This is a genomic window from Dietzia maris (assembly GCF_036287335.1).
GTDB lineage: Bacteria > Actinomycetota > Actinomycetes > Mycobacteriales > Mycobacteriaceae > Dietzia > Dietzia cinnamea.
Genome location: NZ_CP143053.1, coordinates 2,480,720 through 2,499,847 on the forward strand (window position 1 = coordinate 2,480,720; position 19,128 = coordinate 2,499,847).

The window sequence follows — 19,128 nt, forward strand, 5'->3', positions numbered from 1 at the left end:
CTCAAGGGCGTCAGCGTCGGATTCGCAGTCCCTTGGGTGTGATACCGAAACCGGCGGCCTCGAACGCGGCGGCGTGCGGCGAGCCGTGCACGGGCTCTCCGCCGAGCGTGGTGACGGTCAACGAGCCGACCGCTCCCGAGCGGACGGCGTCGACGAGCGCACCGGCGGCGAGAGGCACCGCTCCGGTGCGGTCGTCAAAGACGAGGACGGTGCGTCCACCGCGTTCGACGAAAAGCACGCAGATCCCGTCGACCAGCACCACGAGCGCGCCGGCTTTCCGGCCGGGCCGGTGACCCGAACCGCCCACGCCTGCCGCGTCGCCTCCGCCCGCCGCGCCGCCACCGGTGGGCGCGGCGGCCGGCCAGGGCAGCGCGGCGCCGTAGGGGTTGGCGGGATCGGTGGCGGCGAGGACCCGGACCGAGGGTTCGTCGGTGCCGGAGGGCCAGTGGGCGTCGTCGGCGGTGTCGTCGAACGTGCGCAGGCGGTCGATCGTGTTGCCGGCCGCGAACTGCGCTGCGCCGAGGCCGTCGACGAAGTACCCACGGCGACAGCGGCCCGAGTCCTCCATCTGCGCCAATACCTTGTACACGGCGGCGAACCCGCCGGGGATCTCCTCGGCCTCGACCGCGCCCCGGGTGACGACGCCGTGGCGCAGCAGAAGGGTCTCGGCCCAGGCGTGCGCCCGCAGCGTGGCGTCGGTGATCGGCTCCGGGACCAGGGACCAGCGGCCCGCCAGCACGGGTGGCGTCCTCGTCCCCGCCGCGACCGCGCCGTTGAGCTGCGCCATCGCGGTGCGGCCGAACCTGGCGCGACGTGGGCGGGCGGAGGCGCGGGGCGACCGGTGCGCGGTCCCCGACCCCGAGGAGCCGCCGCCGGCGAGCACCGCGCGCAGCGGTGCGAGCGTGTCGTTGGTGACGACCCCGTCCCACACGAGGTCCCAGAGGGCGTCGCGCACCGCGGCCTCGGTGACGGCGGGCGCGGGGTCGGAGGGGGCGGGGTCGGTGAGGGCGTTCTTGACCGCGGGGACGATGTCGCGGAAGAACAGGGCTCCGCCGCGCAGGGAGTCGACGACGGCGAGGTGGACCGGCCCCTCCGGCTGCGGTCGTTCCAGGGGCAGGGTGGCGCCGGCGGAATCGGCCGGGTGCAGGGAGACCCAGCCGTCGCGGGCTCCGGCACGTCCGCGCCCGCTCCAGATGACCTCTCCCCCGGCCAGGAGTTCGTCGAGCATCGCCGGGGAGTAGTCGCTCACCCGGGGCGCCAGGACGAGCGGTTCGAGGGCGGAGGCGGGAAGCGCGAGCCCGTCGAGTTGCTCGATCACCGCGAGCAACCCGTCGACGCCGGATTCGGCGCCCGAGCCCAGGCTCTGCCACCCGGGCAGGAAGCGGCCCAGCGCGGAGTGGGACACCGGTTCGATCTGCGAGCGCAGCGCCGCCAGCGATCGGCGGCGGATGTGGCGCAGCACCTCGGCGTCGCACCACTCGGGTCCCGTAGTGCCGGGGCGGAACTCGCCGGCCAGCAGCGTGCCGGAGGAGGTGAGCCTGTCGAGCACGCCGCGTACGACCGCCACGCCGAGTCCGAATCGCTCGGCGACCGCCTCGACCGAGAAGGGGCCGTGGGTGCGTGCGTAGCGGCGGATCAGCTCACCCAGCGGGTCGTCGACATCGCCCAGGAAGGCCGACGGCACACCGGGCGGAGGCGGGACGCCGAGGCCGTCGCGGAGCCGGGCCACGTCCTCGACCCCGGCCCACCAGCTGCGGCCGGAGTGCTCCACCGGCACGATCCGCCACGTCCGGGCCAAGTCGTCGAGCCAGCCCGGGACCGCGTCGGGATCGGCGGACCGTGCGGTGATCTCGTCGACGGTGAGCGGACCGAGCAGCCGGAGAAGGTCGACCACCGACTCCGCGTCGCGCGCCGCGCGCTCGGGCTCGAGGTGCTGCAGGCGTCGCTCGATCGAGTCGAGCACCTCCACGTCGAGCAGTTCGCGCAGCTCGACGCGGCCCAGCAGCTGACCGAGCAGGCCGGGATCGATGCTCAGCGCGGCGGCCCGCTTCTCGGCGAGCGGGGAGTCGCCCTCGTAGAGGAAGGCGCCGACGTAGTCGAAGAGCAGCGACTGCGCGAACGGCGAGGCGCCGGGCGTGTCCACCTCGACGATCCGCACTGTGCGCGACTCGATTTCCCCCAGCAGCCGCTCGAGCGCGGGCACGTCGTAGACGTCCTGGAGGCACTCGCGCACCGCCTCGAGGATCATCGGGAAGTCCGGATACCTCCGCGCGACGTCGAGCAGCTGCGCGGACTTCTGACGCTGCTGCCACAGCGGGGCCCGCCGGCCCGGATCCAGCCGCGGGAACAGCAGGGCGCGTGCGGAACACTCGCGGAAGCGCGAGGCGAACAGCGCCGACCCGCCCACGTGCCGGGTCACCAGATCGACCGCCTCCTCCGCGCCGATCGCGAACGTCTCGGCTCCCGGGCGCGCGCCCCCCTCGCCGTCGTCACCCGTGTCGGGGACCCGGAGGATGATGCCGTCGTCGGACACCACCGGCACCGCGTCGAAGCCGTGCGCGGCGGCCAGCCGGGCGCGTACCGCCTCCGCCCACGGCCAGTGCACGCGCGCGCCGAACGGCGAGTGCAGCACGATCCGCCAGTCCCCGACCTCGTCGCGGAACCGCTCCACGACCAGGGTCGTGTCGCTGGGCACGTGGCCGGTCGCCTCGCGCTGATCGGCCAGATACCGCCGCAGGTTGGCGGCGGCGTAGGTGTCGAGGCCGGCGGCGTCGAGGCGCGCCGTGACCTCCGCCTCCGACCCGGCCGACACCTCGCGCAGGAACCCGCCGAGGGCGCGGCCGAGTTCAGCGGGACGGCCCTGGTCGTCGCCCAGCCAGAACGGCAGTCGGCCGGTGCCGCCGGGCGCGGGCGAGACCAATACGCGGTCGTGGGTGATCTCCTCGACACGCCAACTGGAGGCCCCGAGCGCGAAGACGTCACCGACCCGCGACTCGTAGACCATCTCCTCGTCCAGCTCGCCGACGCGGGTGGCCTTCTCCCCCACCATGAACACGCCGAACAGGCCGCGGTCCGGGATCGTGCCGCCGGAGGTGACGGCCAGTCGCTGGGCGCCGGGCCGGCCGGTGAGGGTGCCGGCGTCGCGGTCCCACACCAGGCGCGGCTTGAGCTCCGCGAAATCCGCGGACGGGTACTTGCCGGCGAGCATGTCGAGGGTGGCCTCGAACGCCGACCGCGGCAGACCGGCGTACGGGGCGGTGCGCCGGACGGCCGAGAACCACTCCTCCACGTCGATGGGCTCGAGCGCGCACGCGGCCACGGTCTGCTGCGCCAGCACGTCGAGCGGGTTGGCGATCACCGTGAGTTCCTCGATCGCGCCCGCGAGCATCCGCTCGACCGTCACCGCGCTGTGCACGAGGTCCGCGCGGTGCTTGGGGTAGACCACGGCCCGTGAGACCTCGCCGACCTGGTGGCCCGCGCGGCCCACGCGCTGCAGTCCCGAGGCCACCGACGGCGGGGACTCGACCTGCACGACCAGGTCCACCGCTCCCATGTCGATACCCAGCTCGAGCGAGGAGGTCGCCACCACCGCGCGGAGCCGGCCCGATTTGAGTGCGTCCTCGATGATCGCCCGGCGTTCCTTGGACACCGACCCGTGGTGGGCCATGGCCAGTTCCGGCGGCGCCCCGCGCGAGACCTCCGACGGCACCATGAGCTGCGCGGGCGGCCGGGCGGGGGGCTCGGGGAGCGAGCCCGGGTCGGTGTCCTCGGCGTAGATCTCGTTGAGCCTCGCGGTGAGCCGCTCGGCCAGGCGCCGGGAGTTGACGAACACGATGGTCGAACGGTGGGCGGTCACGAGGTCCACGACCTGACGCTCCACGTGCGGCCAGATGGAGCCCTGACCCGGGGTGCCGGGCGGCGCGGTGACCTCCGGGGCCGAGGAGGACAGGTCCGCCATGTCCTCCACCGGCACGCGAACCGACAGCTCGAAGCCCTTGTCCGACCCGGGCGCCACGATCGTGGTGGGGCGCTCCCCCGCGAGGAAGCGGGCGACCTCGCTGTGCGGCCGCACCGTCGCCGACAGCCCCACCCGCTGCGCGGGTGTATCGAGCAGCTCGTCGAGCCGCTCGAGGCTGAGAGCGAGATGCGCCCCGCGCTTGCTGCCGGCGACCGCGTGGATCTCGTCGATGATGACCGTGTCCACCGTGGCGAGGGTCTCCCGCGCAGCGGAGGTGAGGAGCAGGAACAGCGACTCCGGGGTGGTCACGAGGATGTGCGGCGGCCGAGCGCGCTGGCGGCGACGCTCGTCCGGCGGGGTGTCACCGGTGCGGATCCCGACGGTGACGTCCGGCGTCGGCACCCCCATCGACGCGGCCTCGCGGGCGATCCCCGCGAGCGGCGCGCGCAGGTTGCGCTCGACGTCCACCGCGAGGGCCTTGAGCGGCGAGATGTAGAGGACTCGGGTGCCGGGTCCGGGGTCCGGCGCGCCGTCCCGGTCGCCCAGCAGCAGACCGTCGAGCGCGGCGAGGAACGCCGACAGGGTCTTGCCCGAGCCGGTGGGCGCCACGACCAGGGTGTGCGATCCGCCGGCGAGCGCGGTCCACGCCCCCTCCTGGGCTGCGGTGGGCGCGTCGAACGCACCGCGGAACCAGGAGGCGGTGGCCGGGTGGAACCGGTCCAGGGCGGCGGGCATGAACTCATGATGGCCTACGCCTACGACACAAGCCGCCACGCGCCGACTGCTCCGTAGAGTGAGGGCATGCGCGAACTCAGCGACCACGACCTGGCCTACCACCTCGCCACGGGCATCGGGGACATCGTCCGGGGCACCCGGGCCGGCGGGTTGCTGCACGGGCGGTCGCTCGCGCGGGTCGCCAACGAGGTCGCCCAGAGCTGGACCGACGAGGTGCTCGCGGTGCACCGGCCGGACGACGGCACCCTGTCGGAGGGCGTCACCGACGACCTGAGCCGCCTGGACAAGTCGCGCGTGTGGATCATCGACGTGATCGACGGGACCAAGGAGTTCTCGACCGGCCGCTCGGACTGGTCGGTGCACGTGGCGCTGGTGGTGGACGGCCGTCCCGCCCTCGCCTCGGTGGGTCTGCCCGACTCGGGCCGGGTGTTCCGGTCGGATCAGGTCGACCACGTCGACGGGCCGCCCTCCGGCACGATGGTGATCAGCCGCAACAACCCGCCGGCCGGCGTGCACGAGATCGCCGACGAGCTCGGGCTGCGCGTGCGTCCGATGGGCTCCGCCGGGGCCAAGATGCTCTCGGTGCTGCTCGGCGACGCCGATGTCTATCTCCACGCCGGCGGGCAGTACGAGTGGGACCAGGCCGCTCCGGTCGCGGTGGCGCTGGCGTCCGGGTTGCACGCGTCCCGGCCCGACGGCTCGCCGATCGAGTTCAACAAGTCCGACGCCCATTCCCCGGACATCCTCGTGTGTCGGCCGGATCTCACGGAGAAGGTGCTGGCCGCCACGGCGGGCTGGTCGGTGTGAGCTCCAGTGGGTCGACGTGAGCAGAGTGGGTCGGCCCCCGGAATTTCAGTAGACTCCGCCTCATGACCGTCCCCACCCCGTACGAGGATCTGCTCCGGCTCGTCCTGGAAGAGGGCACCCCGAAGGCGGATCGCACGGGAACGGGCACGCGGAGCCTGTTCGGCCACCAGCTGCGCTACGACCTGTCCCGCGGCTTCCCCCTCCTCACGACCAAGCGGGTCCACTTCAAGTCGGTCGCCTACGAGTTGCTGTGGTTCCTGCGCGGTGACTCGAACGTGCGGTGGCTGCAGGACCACGGTGTGAGCATCTGGGACGAGTGGGCGGACGAGGCCGGCGAGCTCGGCCCGGTCTACGGCGTCCAGTGGCGGTCGTGGCCCACCCCGGACGGCCGGCACATCGACCAGATCGCGGCGGCCGTGGACCTGCTGCGTACGGATCCGGATTCGCGGCGCAACATCGTCAGCGCGTGGAACGTCAGCGAACTCTCGCAGATGGCGCTGCCGCCGTGTCACCTGCTGTTCCAGTTCTATGTGGCCGACGGCAAGCTCAGCTGCCAGCTCTACCAGCGCAGCGCCGACCTCTTCCTGGGCGTGCCGTTCAATATCGCCTCGTACTCCCTGCTCACACACATGGTCGCCCAACAGGTGGGCCTCGAGGTGGGCGAGTTCATCTGGACCGGCGGGGACTGCCACATCTACGACAACCACCTCGAGCAGGTGCGCACCCAGCTGGAGCGTGAGCCGTACCCGTACCCGGAGCTGCGACTGCGGAAGGCGGAGTCGATCTTCGACTACCGGTTCGAGGACTTCGAGGTCGTCGGCTACGAGCACCACCCGGGCATCAAGGCCCCGGTCGCGGTCTGAGCCGGCGCCGTGGCGGTGCGGATGGTGTGGGCACAGGCCCGCGGCGGGGTGATCGGTGACGGCCGGGACATGCCGTGGCACATCCCCGAGGACCTGGCCTTCTTCAAGCAGGCCACCGTCGGGCGTCCCGTGGTGATGGGCCGCGCGACGTGGGACTCCCTGCCGGAGCGCTTCCGCCCCCTGCCGGGGCGCCGCAACATCGTGTGCACGCGGGACGTCGGGTGGGCGGCCGACGGCGCCGAGCGCGCCGGGTCAGTGGACGCCGCGTTGGCCTCGGCGGGCCTCGACGCGGTCGTGATGGGCGGCGGTCAGGTCTACGCCGCCGCGCTGCACGCGGCCGACGAGTGCCTGGTGACCGAGATCGACGCCGACGCGCCCGGGACCGTGCTGGCGCCCACGTTGGACGCGGCGTGGGAGCGGGTGGAGGTCGGCGAGTGGATCACCGATCCGCGGAGCCGCGTCGACGGGTACGACGACGAGGTGCGGCACCGGCATACCGTGTGGCGTCGCCGGGAGCGCTAGAACCACTTCCACGTCTTGGGGATCTTCTCCCCCGCGGCGAGGATCTTGATCTTGGCGGTGGCCATGAAGCCGTTGATCTCGATGTCGAGGTGCGGGCCGCCGTGGACCTCGTAGCGTCCCTCGTCGATCTTGAGATCGGTCATCGTCCGGTTCCCGGTGATCGTGACCGAGACGCCCGGCGGGAGCAGCACCCGGGCGTTGGCGGCCCACAGGTCCAGCTGGAGGTGCGTGCGGGGGCGGTCGACGACGGCCTCGCGGGCGTCGAGGTAGATCTCCCCCATCCACGAGGTGAGCCGGTAGTCGTCCGGTAGCATCCACCGCCCCTCGCGCTTGAGGGTGTCGAAGATCGAGGTGGTCTTCTGGCCCTCGTCCACGACGATGGCGGCGCCGGGTCGGGAGGCGGGCGGGCCCGCGCGGTGCGCGGCGGGTGGGGCGGCCGGGTCGGGATCGGCGGGCAGTCCGCTCAGGGCGACCTCTAGTTCGGCGGGGCAGGTGGCCGCCCAGATCTTGGCTGCACGGTCGGAGAACTCGGCGAGCGAGAGCTCACCGCGCCCCACCATCGCCTCCAGTCGCCGTTGGGCCAGTGCTCTGGGGTCGTTGTCCTGCTCCGGATCCATGGCCACAGATTACCCAGCGACCGGATGCCCGGTGGGAGGGCCCGGAACGCGAGACCCCGCGGGCCCGCCGACTGCGCCGGCGAACCCGCGGGGTGCGTGTGGGCCCGGAGCGCGGGCCACCGTGGTCAGTCCTCGTGGACGATGATGCCGCGCACCATGCCCTCGCCGCCCGCCTCCATCATCTCGTAGCCCTCGTTGACCTGGTCGAGGGTGAAGCGGTGGGTGACGAGCTCCTCGAGCTTGAGCTGCTTCTCGTCCCACAGTCGCAGGATGTTGGGGATGTCGTGGAACGCGTTGGCCGACCCGAAGAGCGATCCCTTGATGACCTTCTCGTACTGGGAGACGAACAGGCCGGTGAGGTTGATCGACTGGTTGTCGAGGCCGCCCATCGAGGTGAGCACCACGACGCCGCGCTTACCGACCATGTCGACGGCGTCGGCGGTGACCTTGGCGTCGGCCACGCCGATCGTGATGATGGCCTTCTCCGCCATGAGGCCCCAGGTCATCCCGGGCAGCTCGGCCTTGGCCTGCTCGACGTCCGTGTAGACGTGGGTGGCGCCGAACTCCTTGGCCTTGGCGAGCTTGGTCTCGTCGGTGTCGATCGCGAGGATGAAGCGGGCGCCGGCGTGCTTGGCCCCCTGGATCGCGTTGATGCCGATGCCACCGATGCCGAAGACCACGACGGTGTCGCCGGCCTTGACGTCGGCGGAGTAGACCGCCGAGCCCCACCCCGTGGTGACACCGCAGCCGACGAGCGCGGCGACCTCGAAGGGGATCCAGTCCTGGATCTTGACCACCGAGTTCATGTTGGCGACGGTGTACTGCGAGAACGTCCCGAGCGTGCACATGGCGCCGGCGGTCTCGCCGTTGTCCAGGGCGAAGGGGTACCGGCCGTCGGCCATGACGCCGAACGTGCCGTTCAGTCCGCCGTCGCAGAGGTTGGACATGCCGCGGGCGCACGCCGGGCACTTGCCGCAGGCGGGGATGAACGAGCCCACCACGTGGTCACCGGGCTGGACGTGCGTGACGCCCTCACCGACGGCCTCGACCACGCCCGCGCCCTCGTGCCCCAGGACGATCGGGAGCCGACCGGGCAGATCCCCGGTCCGCATGTGCAGGTCCGAGTGGCACAGGCCGGCGACCTTCCACTTGACCAGCACCTCACCGAAGTGGGGCCCGTCGAGCTCGGCCTCGACGATCTCGAACGGCTTACCGAGCTCACGGGCGATTACGGCCTTGGTCTTCACTGCGACTCCCTCCGGGCGCGGCGGGGTGATCCCCGTCACTGGAACGTGTTCTCGTCACACTAACCCCGGTACTGACATCTGTGGGGTGGCTACAAGAACGTGTTCTCGCCCCGGAGGGAGCGCGGTGCGGACCCGGGGTCCCGGGCCCGTGCGGGGTCTCAGACCTGCGCGTCGCCCTGCTGGGCCTGTGCCTCCTCGACGGCCTTGCGGACCTCGTCCATGTCGAGCCCCTTGATCTGCTCAACCAGGTCGTCCAGGGCCTGCTCCGGGATCGCACCCGAGTGACGGAACACGGCGATGCCCTCACGGAACGCCATGAGCGTCGGGATCGACTGGATCTGCAGCATCGCGCCGAGCTGCTGCTCGGCGTCGGTGTCGACCTTGGCGAAGGTCACCTCGGGGTTCTTGCCCGAGACCTTCTCGTAGACCGGGCCGAAGGCCTTGCACGGGCCACACCACTCGGCCCAGAAGTCCACCAGGACGATGTCGTTCTCGGTGACGGTCTTCTCGAACTCGGCGGTCGTGATGTCGACGGTGCTCATACGAATGCCCTCCTTGCGCGTACGGGGCGACTCTCGACCCGTCTGCTCGTCGCCAGCCTACGGATCGCGTGGGCCGACGACGAGATTCCCCGGCCACCGATACCCGTCTGGGTATCGACGGCCGCTCATCCAGGGCAACGTACACGGAGTGGGGTTATTCCCCGGACACCCCCGCGTCGCGGTCCGCCCGCGACTCAGCGGAGGGGCGGCGAGTCGAGTACCTCGGCCAGGAACCACTCGAGCTGGTCCAGGAACACGGCGTTGTCGTCGCCGGCGACCATGTGACCGGCATCGGCGACCTCGGTGGTGTGGGCGTGCGGGAGCAGTTCGAGCAGATGCTGCACGGACTCGTCGCTGACGATGTCCGAGGCCGACCCGCGGATGAGCAGGGTGGGCTGCGTGATCTTCGGGACGAGCTCCTCGAAGAAGGCGTTGCCGATCTCGGTGTTGTCGGCCGAGGCGTTGCCGGCGAAGCGGGGGTCCCAGTGCCAGTGCCACCGCCCGTCCTCGCGCAGCCGCAGGTTCTTGCGCAGCCCCTCTGGGTTCGGGGGCCGCTTGCGGTGGGGCTGGTAGGCGGCGATCGCGTCCGCGGCCTCCTCGAGGCTCGCGAACCCGTTGAACCCGGAGCGCATGAACTCCCCCACCCTCTCGACGCCCTTGGCCTCGAGTCTGGGGGTGACGTCGACCAGGACGAGCGCGCGGGCGACGTCCTTTCCGGTGCCCAGCGAGAGCATCGCGGTCATCCCGCCGAGTGACGCGCCGACGACGACCGGACGCCGCTCGGGGAACCGCTCTGCGACGATCGCCTCGAGATCGGCGGCGAGGCGATGGATGTCGTAGTCACCCTCCGGGTCCCAGTCGCTGTCCCCGTGTCCGCGCGCGTCCATCGCGGTGACGCGGTAACCCTCGGCGGCCAGGCGGCGGGAGGCCCGGCTCCAGGCGTGGCGGGTCTGCGCACCGCCGTGGAGCATGAGGATCTCGTCGACCGCCTCGGTGGGCCGGCCGTCCGGCCCGTGCGGATCCCACACCTCGCCGACCAGTCGGACGCCGTCCTCGCGCTCGACCGCGAACTGCTGTGGCTCGACGGTGGTCTCAGTACTCGGCATGTGCGTGCCCCCCCGGGCCGTCGCCCACCCTCTCGGCGGAACGTGTTCTATCTGTGTTCTACCACGCCCGCTCGGCGACCATCCGCGCGGCGAGGTCTTCGGCCACCGCCAGGACGGTGTAATACGGACCGCATCGCGGCAGCGACGGCAGGACCGACGCGTCGGCCACCCGCACTCCCTCCACCCCGAGCACCCGACCGGAGTCGTCGCACACCTCCCCGATCCGCGCCGCGCCCGACAGGTGGTGGGAGGTCGAGCGGGTGACGGCGCCGTCGATGGCCAGGCGTTCCGCCACGAACGCCGTCGCCTCGGCCAGCGCCGTCGCGTCGCGCGGGTCGTCCGGGAGGTCCACGCTCCCGTCGGCGTGCACCCGCCCCCGTCCGACGGGGTTCATCAGTGCCACCCCGACACGGTGCGGCACCTCGCCGAGGCCGGGGATCACGCGGTGCATCGGGACCGCGTAGGGGCGCACCTCGATCTCCGGCACCCACCCGCGCTCCCGCACAGGGAGGGCGAGCCGCGCCACGTGGGAGAGCAGGGGCGGCAGCCCGCCGGCCGCGTCGGGCCCGGCGCCCGCCCCCGCGTCAGCCCCCGTGCCGAGCCCGGCGCCGGCCCCGGCGGCCGGGTCCGCGGGCGCGTCCAGCAACAGTTCGGGATGCTCCTGCACCTCGCGGCCGACGGGGCACCCGCCGGCCCGGTCGATGCCGGAGCCCAGGAGGAGAACGGTCGTCCCGATCGTCCCCGCACACAGCACCACCTGGCGGGTGGTGATCTCCTCGTCGTCGTCGAGGACCACGCCCACACACCGCCGGACGTCCCCCGCTCCCCCACCGGCCCCGCCCGCCCCGCCAGCCCACGACAGCTCGCGCACGGCGGCGCCGGTGCGCACCCGTACGCCCGCGCCGGCGGGGTCCCACGCGTCGGACGCCGTCACCCTCCGCCCCCCGCTGCGCGCCTGCGGGACGGCCGACACGCGGCCGGGGAACGCGGCGGCGACCCACGAGGCGACCGGCCCCATCGGCGCCAGGCGGGGGCACAGACGCTCGGCCGCGCGCGCCATCCCCACCGCGTAGCGCCGGGGCCAGTCCGGTCCCCACGCCTCGAGATCCGCCGGCCGGGCCGGCGCGCAGTACCCCCCGTTCACCGCGCCCGACCCGCCGAGCGTCCGGCCGCGGGGCAGCTCCAGGGCCGCGTCCCCGAGCGTGGCGGGGTGGCGCGCGACCACGCGGGAGTCGGGGCCGATGTCGAGCAGGCCCGCGCGCGGGGAGGCGGCGGCCGTGCCGGCCTCGAGCAGCAGGACGTCCGCGCCGGCGTCGGCGAGCCGCCGGGCCACCACGCACCCGGCGGCGCCAGCCCCGACCACGACGACATCGGCGTCGCCGCCCGAACCGCCGGTCATCGCGTGAGTTCCGGGCGTAGGGCGGCCGGGGAACGCTCTGCCACCGCCGAGCGCCAGACCCCCACGCCGTAGGCCAGGTCGTCCAGGCGGTGCAGCAGGACGTGCCCGACAGGCTCGTCGGCCGGCCATCGGCCCGGTTCCCGCGCGCTCCACCAGTGCCACAGCCCCTCCGCGGTGGCCGCGACCGCGAGGCGCCGGCGCAGCGCCCGCGCGATCCGGCCCCGCGACCCGGCGGTGAGCGCCAGCGCGGTCGCGGTGACCGGCCCATACGGGCGTAGTAACGCCTCCGGCAGCTGCCTGATCGAGGCCCCGGCGCCGCGGGCGACGAGCTCGGCGGCCGCGCGTCCGTCGCCGGTCAGCGCGCGCGTCCGCCACCACGCCCTGGCCACCGCGCCGAGCGCGACCACCGTGCCGAGCGGGCTCGCGCTCCATACCCCGGCCGCCACGGCCAGCGACCACGGCGCGGCGACGGCGGGCGCGACGTCGGCGCCGTGGCGCGCGGCGAGGGGCGCGGCTCCACGCCCGTAGTAGGCGCGGCGGGTCAGCAGCGCGCGCAGCCCGGTGCGGTGCCGGTGGGCGACGCGGGCGGCGGGCTCGTAGCGGACCCGGCCCCCGGCGTCGTCGATGCGCCAGCACAGGTCCACGTCCTCCGCGACGTGCATGCGTTCGTCGAACGGCCCCTCGCCCCCGCCCGCGGGGACCGGGGGCAGCCGGTCGGGGCGGACCGCGAGAGCAGCACTGGGCACGTACGCCACGCGCGTGCGCGGCCGCACCCGCGCCGGCTCAGGCCCCATGTCCAGCGCCGAACGCGCCGTCTCGTAGCCGCGCACCCAGAACCGGCCGGGCTCGGCGGCGACGACGCGCGGCGCGACCGCCGCGACCAGCGGATCGTCGAGTCGGGCCAAAAGGATGTCGAGCCAGCCCGGCAGCGGGAGGACGTCGGCGTCGAGGTACACCACCACCTCGGCGCCGGAAGCGACCGCCGCGGACGTGCCGGCGTTGCGCGCGGCCGCCGGGCCGCGGGAGCGGTCGTGGCGCAGGACGGTGACGGGCGGATCGGGGGCCCGCGCGGGACTGAGAGGCACCGTCAGCGGCGGGGTGGAGCCGTCGTCGACGACGACGAGGTGGACGCCGCGCGCGAGTTCGGGGGCGAGGGCCCGCGCGAGGGCGGCGACCCCGTCCGCGTCGTCACGGACGGGGACCACTACGGCGACGCCGTCCAGCGGGCGGTCCGCCGACACCGGGCCGGCGGGATGGACCATCCCGCGATCGGTGAGAGCGCGGGCGAGCGCGGCCCCCGCGGGCGTGTCCGTCGCGACGGCCCGGCCCCCGTCCAGGAGGCCCGCCACCGACGGCGCGGGCGTGATGAGCGTGACCGGGTCGCCGCCCAGGACGCGCACGACGCCGCCGCGTCGCAGGATCCGGGTCCGGCGGTCGAGCAACACGTGCGGCCGGTCGGTGGCGGGTGCGCGGTGTCCGGAGGGCGTCATCGGAGCATCCCGTCGTCGCCCGGCCGCCACCCGTCGAGGCGCGCGCGGGCGTCGGCCACCAGCGAACCCCACAGCCGCTCGCCGTCCGCGGCCGTGGCGGTGGTGGGATCCCCCAGGACACCGGACGGGCTCACCGCGGCGACCCCGCCGTCGCGCACGGCGGGCAGGATCTGCGGCAGCGGCCGGACACAGCCCCGGGTCGCGAGATCGATGCGGACGAGGTCCGCGTGCAGGTGCAGCATGAGCGAGGTCTCGGCGTGCCCGGCGTGGGTGTCGCGGGCGTCCTCGGCGGTGCGGCAGGACAGCCAGGCGGCGTCGCGGCCCTCGCTGCGCAGCCGCGGGACCGCGCGGCGGAGGGCGTCGACGTTGCCGCCGTGACCGTTGACCACGAGCAGTCGGTCCGCCCACGAGGACACGGACCTGCCCAGCTCGAGGAGCACCTCGGCGAGCGCCCCGGTCCCGATGGAGACGGTCCCCGCGAACGACTGGTGCTCCCCGCTCGAGCCGTAGGCCAGGGCCGGGAGCACGCGGACGGTGTCGCCGGTCGCCGCGGGGGCCGGGGCACCGGCCGCCGCGTCGGCGACGGCGCGGGCCGCGGCCTCCGCGAGGAGGGTGTCGGTCTCCTGCGGCAGGTGCGCACCGTGCTGCTCGGTGGCCCCGAGTGGCAGCACCGCCAGCACGCCGCCGCCCGGCCGTCCGTCCGCGCCGGTCGCGCCCGTCATGTCGGGTCAGACCTTGATCGCGCCCATGTCGACGGTGAAGGTCGAGGCGGTGATGGTTCGCGAGGCGTCCGACGCGAGGAACATCACCGAGTCGGAGATGTCGTCGGTGCTGGCCATGCCCATGCCCAGGATCGGGGTGAAGTGCGGCATGAACTGCGGCATGTTGTTGAACACCTCGAGCGCGTCGGGGTCCTCGGCACCCATCGGCGTCCGCACGCCGTAGGGGTGGATCGTGTTGACCCGGATGCCGTGCTCACCGAGCTCCTTGGCGGCGGTCTGCGCGAGGCCCACCACGCCGTACTTCGAGGCCGAGTACGGGGACTGCACCGGCATGGCCTTGAGGCCCGCCACGGAGCTGACCAGGATGATCGAGCCGCCGTTGCCCGCGTCGAGCATGTGCGGGATCGTGGCCCTGAGGGTCTTCCAGTACCCGGTGAGGTTGATGTCGATGGTGTCCTGCCACTGCTGCTCGTCGAGCTCCCACACCTTGCCCCAGTTGCAGATACCGGCGTTGGCGATCACCACGTCCAGACGCCCGCCGAAGCGCTCCACGCCGCGCGCGACGAGGTCCTGCTGGAACGCCAGGTCCCGCACGTCCCCGATCTCGGCGTAGATCTGCCCGCCCTCGGCCTCGACGCGCTCGATGGTGTCGGCCAGGTCATCCTCGGTGGCGGTCCGGTACTTGACGTACTCGGACGGCGCCGCGCACAGGTCGAGGCCGATGATCTTGGCGCCCTCGCGGGCGAACCGGATGGCGTGCTTGCGGCCCTGGCCGCGGGCCACGCCGGTGATGTAGACGACCTTGCCGTCGAGATCTCCCATGGAGGAGGTGTCCTTTTCTCTGGGTTCTCGTGGAGTGGTGGCGAATCAGGCGCCGAGGCGGCGCATGAAGCCCTCGGGGATGACGTAGTCGTCGCGGTTCAGTTCGGAGATCGACGACTTGCTCAGTCCGATGAGGCTGGAGTCCAGACCGGAGCGCATGATGTCGAGGACGTTCTCCACGCCGGCCTGCCCGTTGGCGCCCAGGCCCCAGAGGTAGGCGCGGCCGATCATCACGGCACGGGCGCCGAGCGCGAGCGCCTTGGCGACGTCCGAGCCGCGGCGGACACCGCCGTCGAGCAGCACCTCCACCTGGTCGCCGACCTCGTCGACGATCGGCGCGAGGCAGCGGATCGAGGCGGGGGTCGCGTCGAGGTTGTTGCCGCCGTGGTTGGACACCGAGATCGCCGTGACCCCGGCGTCGACGGCCCGCTTGGCGTCGTCGATGCGGGTGATGCCCTTGAGCATGACCGGGCCGTCGTAGTTCTCCACGACCCAGGCGATGTCCTCCCACGTCGCCGGCGGGGTGTTCATCCACTCGCCGTAGGCGCCGAAGAAGGAGGGCCCCTTCTCGCCCCGGTCGACCAGGTTCGGGGTCGTCAGGTCCGGGAAGCGCTTGTTGACCACCACGTCGCGGGCCCACTCGGCCGCCCAGCGCGGCCGCACGGCGATCTGCGGGGCGAGGGTGATCAACGCCCCGGCGTCGAGGGTCTCGGGGATGGCCGGGCTCCCCCAATCCCGTCCCATCGAGAACGACCAGTCCGTGGTGAGGATGACCCCGGCCGCACCGGCGGCCTTGGCCCGCTCGAGCCGGCGCAGGACCTGCTCCTTGCCGCCCAGCCAGTACACCTGGAAGAAGGTCTGCGGGTTGGCCGCGATGACCTCCTCGATCGGCTTGGAGGCGAACGAGCTCAGGCCCATCGCCGTGCCGCGGGCGGCCGCCGCACGGGCGACGTCGACCTCCCCGTCCGGGGTGACCGCCTGCACGCCGGTGGGCGAGATCATCACCGGCAGGCTGATGGGCTGACCCATCACCGTGGTGGCCATGTCGCGGTCCTGCTTGGCGCCGATGACGTGCGGCTTCGGCTCGAGTTCGGAGAACGCGTCCATGTTGTCGCGGATCGTCACGCCCGCCTCGCTGCCACCGACGAGCGCCATGTACACGCTCTTGGGCAGCTTCTTCTTCGCTCGACGCTGTGCCTCGGCGACGGACTCGAACCACGGGTTCTGCCGCCAGGGGTTGGCCTCGGCGATCTTGGACAGACGGGACACGGTGGGGGTTCCTCCTACGGGATTCGGTCCGGGGGCCGCGGATCGGCTCGGGACGCGCGGTCAGATCGGGGACTCGTCGCACAGGCTGGTGGGCCGGCGCGGCGGGGTGGTGATGAGCGTGAGCGGCACCGGGCCGGCGGGCTGCTTGCGCGCCGCCAGCCCCTTGGTGCGCGAGTGGTCCTGCGACGGGGCCGGGATGGCGCGCTCGGCGGCGAGCAGGCCCTCCCCGTGGCCCTGGACGCACTCGGGGTCCGGGCCGTCCATCGGCAGGCCGGTGAAGAACTTCGCGGCCATGCAGCCGCCGCGGCAGCTGTCGTAGAACCCGCAGGACCCGCACGCGCCCGCGGACTGGGGCTCGCGCAGCTCGCGGAACAGCTCCGAGGTCTGCCACACCGACTCGAACCCGCCGTCGGCGACGACGTTGCCGGCGAGGAAGTTGTCGTGGATGGCGAACGGGCACGCGTAGACGTCCCCGATCGGGTCGATCAGGCACACCACGCGGCCGGCGCCGCACAGGTTCAGACCCGGCAGCGAACCCTGGCCGTCGCCGAACGCGGACAGGTGGAAGAAGCTGTCGCCGGTGAGCACGTTCTCGCCGTGCGCGACCAGCCAGTCGTAGAGGTCCTTCTGCTGCTCGGGCAGCGGGTGCAGGTCGTCCCACACGTCGGCACCGCGACCGGACGGACGCAGTCGCGTGATGCGCAGGGTGGCGTCGTAGCGGTCGGCGAGCGCCTTGAACTCGTCGAGCTGGGTGACGTTCTCGCGTGTGACGACCACCGAGATCTTGGCGTCGGTGAAGCCGGCGTCCTTGAGGTTCTGCAGCGCCCGCACGGCCATGTCGAACGAACCCGGGCCGCGGACCGCGTCGTTGACCTCGGCGGTCGCGCCGTCGAGGGAGATCTGCACGTCGACGTAGTCACTCGCGGCCAGGCGCCGGGCGACCTTCTCGTCGATCCGCACGCCGTTGGTGGAGAACTTCACGCCCACCTGGTGGCTGGTGGCGTAGTCGACGAGCTCCCAGAAGTCCGAGCGGACCGTGGGCTCGCCGCCGCCGATGTTGACATAGAAGACCTGCATCTTCTGCAGCTCGTCGATGATCGCCTTGCACTGCTCGGTGCTCAGCTCCCGCGGATCGCGCTTGCCCGAGGAGCTCAGGCAGTGCACGCACGAGAGGTTACAGGCGTAGGTGAGCTCCCAGGTCAGGCAGATCGGCGCGTCGAGCCCGCGCTCGAACTGGTCCACGAGTCGGCCGACGGGAGCCGGCGCCGCGGTGGTGGGCGCCGCGCCGGACGTGGCCGGGCGGTCGAGCATGCTGGTCATGAGATCTCCTCGATCATGCGCGAGGCGGCGAGCTGGCCGAGCGCGTGCAGGTACAGCCGGGCCGTGCCCGGGTCGTCGATCGGCACCCCCGCTGCCGCGCACGCGGCGCGGGCGGTGGGATGGTCCGCGAGCGTGCGGACCACCTCGACGATGGTCGGCGACTTGAGAAAGCTGAGCTTGCGGGTGTGGAAGTGGTAGAGCAGGGCCCCGAACGGTTCGGGCCGAAGCGCCACCCCGGGGTGCAGGCGCCAGCCGGCGTCGAGATCGAATGCCGCCGGGGCGGCCGTCTGCCCGGCGCCGGCCGGCGCTGCTGCGGAGGTCATCTCAGTAGACCCCGCACATGCCGTCGATCGAGACCTCCTCGATGAGGGCCTCCTCCAGCACGACCTCGGTGTTCTGCGCGTTGTCCATCTCGCGTCCTTCCCTCCGGAACTACGGGAACCCCACCACGGGCGTGGTGAGACCCGAATCATATTGGCACTTGGTGCCAGTGGCAAGGATCACTGATCTAGGCTCTAGTGTCATGGGAACGACGGGAATGACCTCGGGACGGACGCCCGGACGTCGCCCGTCGACCACCCGCGCGTCGATCGTCGACGTGGCCCTCGACCTGTTCGCGCGCCAGGGTTACGAGGCGACCAGCGCCGACCAGATCGCCGAGGCCGCCCACATCTCGCGGCGCACCCTGTTCCGCTACTTCCCCGGCAAGGCCGCCATAGCGTGGGGCGAGTTCGACGAGCAGATCCAGCTCATGCTGGGGCACCTGGCCGGCGTCCCGGAGGACACGCCGCTGCGCGACGCGCTGGTGGACGCCCTCATCGCGTTCAACACGTTCCCGCCGTCGCAGACCGAGGTCCACCGTCTCCGGATGCGCCTCCTCCTAAGCGTGGACGAACTCCAGGCCCACTCGACGCTCGTGTACGCCGACTGGCGGCGGGCCGTGGCCGGATTCGTCGCTGACCGGCGGGGCGAGACGGTGGACGACCTCGTGCCCGCCGCCACCGCGCACGCTGCTCTCGGGATAGCGCTGTCCGCCTACCGCCTGTGGGTGGCCGAGCCCGGGGCGGACCAGGATCGCCTCCACGAGCTCCTGCGCCGCGGGACGCAGATACTGGCCTGACGAGGTGGGCACTCGCGCGCCCCGGTGGCCGCGGGACAACTTACCGACGGGTAACCTCGTCGTCGTGACCGATACCTCGCCCAGCCCCGCCGCCGACACCTCCACCTACCGCCTGTGGAAGACCGCCACCCGCCTGCCGTTCGGGTCCCGCCTGTTCAGCGCGGCGGTGAGCCTCAAGGCCCCGTACTTCCGCACCGCGTACCCGCACGTCACCGAGCTCCGGCCCGGACGCTGCGTCGTGCGCGGGCCGGGCTGGTGGGGCAACCGCAACCACATCGGCACCTTCCACGTGATCGCCGCGTGCAACCTCGCGGAGATGGCGATGGGGATGCTCGCCGAGGCCACCGTGCCCGCGACCCACCGCTGGATCCCCGTGGGCATGAACGTGCGCTACCCCGCGAAGTCGACCGGCGGGATGACCGTCACGGCCGAATGGACCGAGCTGCCCGACTTCGCGTCGATGACCACCGGGCAGGACGTCGAGGTCCCGCTGCGGTTCGTCGACGACGCGGGGGTCGAGCCCGTGGTCGGCAGCATCACGATCCGGGTCTCGCCCAAGAAGAAGACGTGAGCCTGGACCACTTTAGTT

18 protein-coding genes are annotated in these 19,128 nt (G+C 72.7%); 5 read left to right on the forward strand and 13 right to left on the reverse strand.

The annotated features are described in order from the left end of the window. Nucleotides 1-10: 10 nt before the first annotated feature. Nucleotides 11-4,693, reverse strand: coding sequence for an ATP-dependent helicase (locus VYL96_RS11415; RefSeq protein WP_131885237.1), 4,683 nt, complete (start codon nucleotides 4,691-4,693; stop codon nucleotides 11-13). Between the two features lie 66 nt (nucleotides 4,694-4,759). Between VYL96_RS11415 and VYL96_RS11420 the strand changes: the two genes are divergently transcribed. The 3 genes from VYL96_RS11420 to VYL96_RS11430 all read left to right on the forward strand — a co-directional run bounded on the left by VYL96_RS11420 (nucleotide 4,760) and on the right by VYL96_RS11430 (nucleotide 6,885). Next, the gene (locus tag VYL96_RS11420; protein WP_131885238.1) at nucleotides 4,760-5,500 is read left to right on the forward strand and encodes a 3'(2'),5'-bisphosphate nucleotidase CysQ; all 741 of its coding nucleotides are present in this window, start codon (nucleotides 4,760-4,762) and stop codon (nucleotides 5,498-5,500) included. Between the two features lie 62 nt (nucleotides 5,501-5,562). After that, on the forward strand, nucleotides 5,563-6,363 hold the full coding sequence (locus tag VYL96_RS11425) for a thymidylate synthase (RefSeq protein ID WP_131885239.1): 801 nt from the start codon (nucleotides 5,563-5,565) through the stop codon (nucleotides 6,361-6,363). Between the two features lie 9 nt (nucleotides 6,364-6,372). Further along, entirely contained in the window at nucleotides 6,373-6,885 is a 513-nt protein-coding gene (locus VYL96_RS11430; protein WP_279432740.1) for a dihydrofolate reductase, read from the forward strand. On the opposite strand, the gene VYL96_RS11435 is transcribed toward VYL96_RS11430, so the two are convergent. The 12 genes from VYL96_RS11435 to mftA all read right to left on the reverse strand — a co-directional run bounded on the left by VYL96_RS11435 (nucleotide 6,882) and on the right by mftA (nucleotide 17,830). Then, on the reverse strand, nucleotides 6,882-7,502 hold the full coding sequence (locus tag VYL96_RS11435; RefSeq protein ID WP_131885241.1) for a DUF1707 domain-containing protein: 621 nt from the start codon (nucleotides 7,500-7,502) through the stop codon (nucleotides 6,882-6,884). The two genes, VYL96_RS11430 and VYL96_RS11435, sit on opposite strands and share 4 nt — an antisense overlap. Before the next feature lie 125 nt (nucleotides 7,503-7,627). Beyond that, nucleotides 7,628-8,749, reverse strand: coding sequence for an NDMA-dependent alcohol dehydrogenase (locus tag VYL96_RS11440; RefSeq protein ID WP_063971917.1), 1,122 nt, complete (start codon nucleotides 8,747-8,749; stop codon nucleotides 7,628-7,630). Nucleotides 8,750-8,907: 158 nt separating this feature from the next. Continuing rightward, nucleotides 8,908-9,291: a thioredoxin gene (gene trxA / locus VYL96_RS11445; RefSeq protein WP_063971916.1), complete on the reverse strand. Its 384-nt coding sequence runs from the start codon at nucleotides 9,289-9,291 to the stop codon at nucleotides 8,908-8,910. 194 nt (nucleotides 9,292-9,485) lie between these two features. Then, nucleotides 9,486-10,397, reverse strand: a complete 912-nt coding sequence (locus tag VYL96_RS11450) for an alpha/beta fold hydrolase (RefSeq protein ID WP_131885242.1) — start codon at nucleotides 10,395-10,397, stop codon at nucleotides 9,486-9,488. 58 nt (nucleotides 10,398-10,455) lie between these two features. Then, entirely contained in the window at nucleotides 10,456-11,796 is a 1,341-nt protein-coding gene (gene mftG, locus VYL96_RS11455; RefSeq protein ID WP_131885243.1) for a mycofactocin system GMC family oxidoreductase MftG, read from the reverse strand. Next, complete coding sequence (gene mftF, locus VYL96_RS11460) at nucleotides 11,793-13,286, reverse strand: mycofactocin biosynthesis glycosyltransferase MftF (RefSeq protein ID WP_131885244.1); 1,494 nt, start codon at nucleotides 13,284-13,286, stop codon at nucleotides 11,793-11,795. The genes mftG and mftF overlap by 4 nt, the downstream gene beginning before the upstream one ends. After that, on the reverse strand, nucleotides 13,283-14,008 hold the full coding sequence (gene mftE / locus VYL96_RS11465) for a mycofactocin biosynthesis peptidyl-dipeptidase MftE (protein WP_131885245.1): 726 nt from the start codon (nucleotides 14,006-14,008) through the stop codon (nucleotides 13,283-13,285). Before mftE ends, mftF begins: the two co-directional genes overlap by 4 nt. 6 nt (nucleotides 14,009-14,014) lie before the next feature. After that, nucleotides 14,015-14,830 carry a mycofactocin-coupled SDR family oxidoreductase gene (locus VYL96_RS11470; RefSeq protein ID WP_131885246.1) on the reverse strand — a complete coding sequence of 272 codons (816 nt, stop codon included), beginning with the start codon at nucleotides 14,828-14,830 and terminating at the stop codon, nucleotides 14,015-14,017. Nucleotides 14,831-14,875: 45 nt separating this feature from the next. Beyond that, complete coding sequence (gene mftD, locus VYL96_RS11475; protein ID WP_131885247.1) at nucleotides 14,876-16,099, reverse strand: pre-mycofactocin synthase MftD; 1,224 nt, start codon at nucleotides 16,097-16,099, stop codon at nucleotides 14,876-14,878. A 60-nt stretch (nucleotides 16,100-16,159) separates the two neighbouring features. Then, nucleotides 16,160-17,419 carry a mycofactocin radical SAM maturase gene (mftC, locus tag VYL96_RS11480; protein WP_131885248.1) on the reverse strand — a complete coding sequence of 420 codons (1,260 nt, stop codon included), beginning with the start codon at nucleotides 17,417-17,419 and terminating at the stop codon, nucleotides 16,160-16,162. Continuing rightward, nucleotides 17,416-17,742, reverse strand: a complete 327-nt coding sequence (gene mftB / locus VYL96_RS11485; protein ID WP_131885249.1) for a mycofactocin biosynthesis chaperone MftB — start codon at nucleotides 17,740-17,742, stop codon at nucleotides 17,416-17,418. Before mftB ends, mftC begins: the two co-directional genes overlap by 4 nt. A gap of 1 nt (nucleotide 17,743) precedes the next feature. Further along, on the reverse strand, nucleotides 17,744-17,830 hold the full coding sequence (gene mftA, locus VYL96_RS11490; protein WP_063971908.1) for a mycofactocin precursor MftA: 87 nt from the start codon (nucleotides 17,828-17,830) through the stop codon (nucleotides 17,744-17,746). 112 nt (nucleotides 17,831-17,942) lie between these two features. On the opposite strand from mftA, the gene VYL96_RS11495 reads away from it, so the two are divergent. Together VYL96_RS11495 and VYL96_RS11500 are read left to right on the forward strand one after the other, a co-directional pair. Further along, the gene (locus tag VYL96_RS11495; RefSeq protein WP_243699611.1) at nucleotides 17,943-18,539 is read left to right on the forward strand and encodes an acyl-CoA-like ligand-binding transcription factor; all 597 of its coding nucleotides are present in this window, start codon (nucleotides 17,943-17,945) and stop codon (nucleotides 18,537-18,539) included. 64 nt (nucleotides 18,540-18,603) lie between these two features. Then, nucleotides 18,604-19,110, forward strand: coding sequence for a hotdog fold domain-containing protein (locus VYL96_RS11500; protein ID WP_131885250.1), 507 nt, complete (start codon nucleotides 18,604-18,606; stop codon nucleotides 19,108-19,110). Nucleotides 19,111-19,128: the final 18 nt, after the last annotated feature.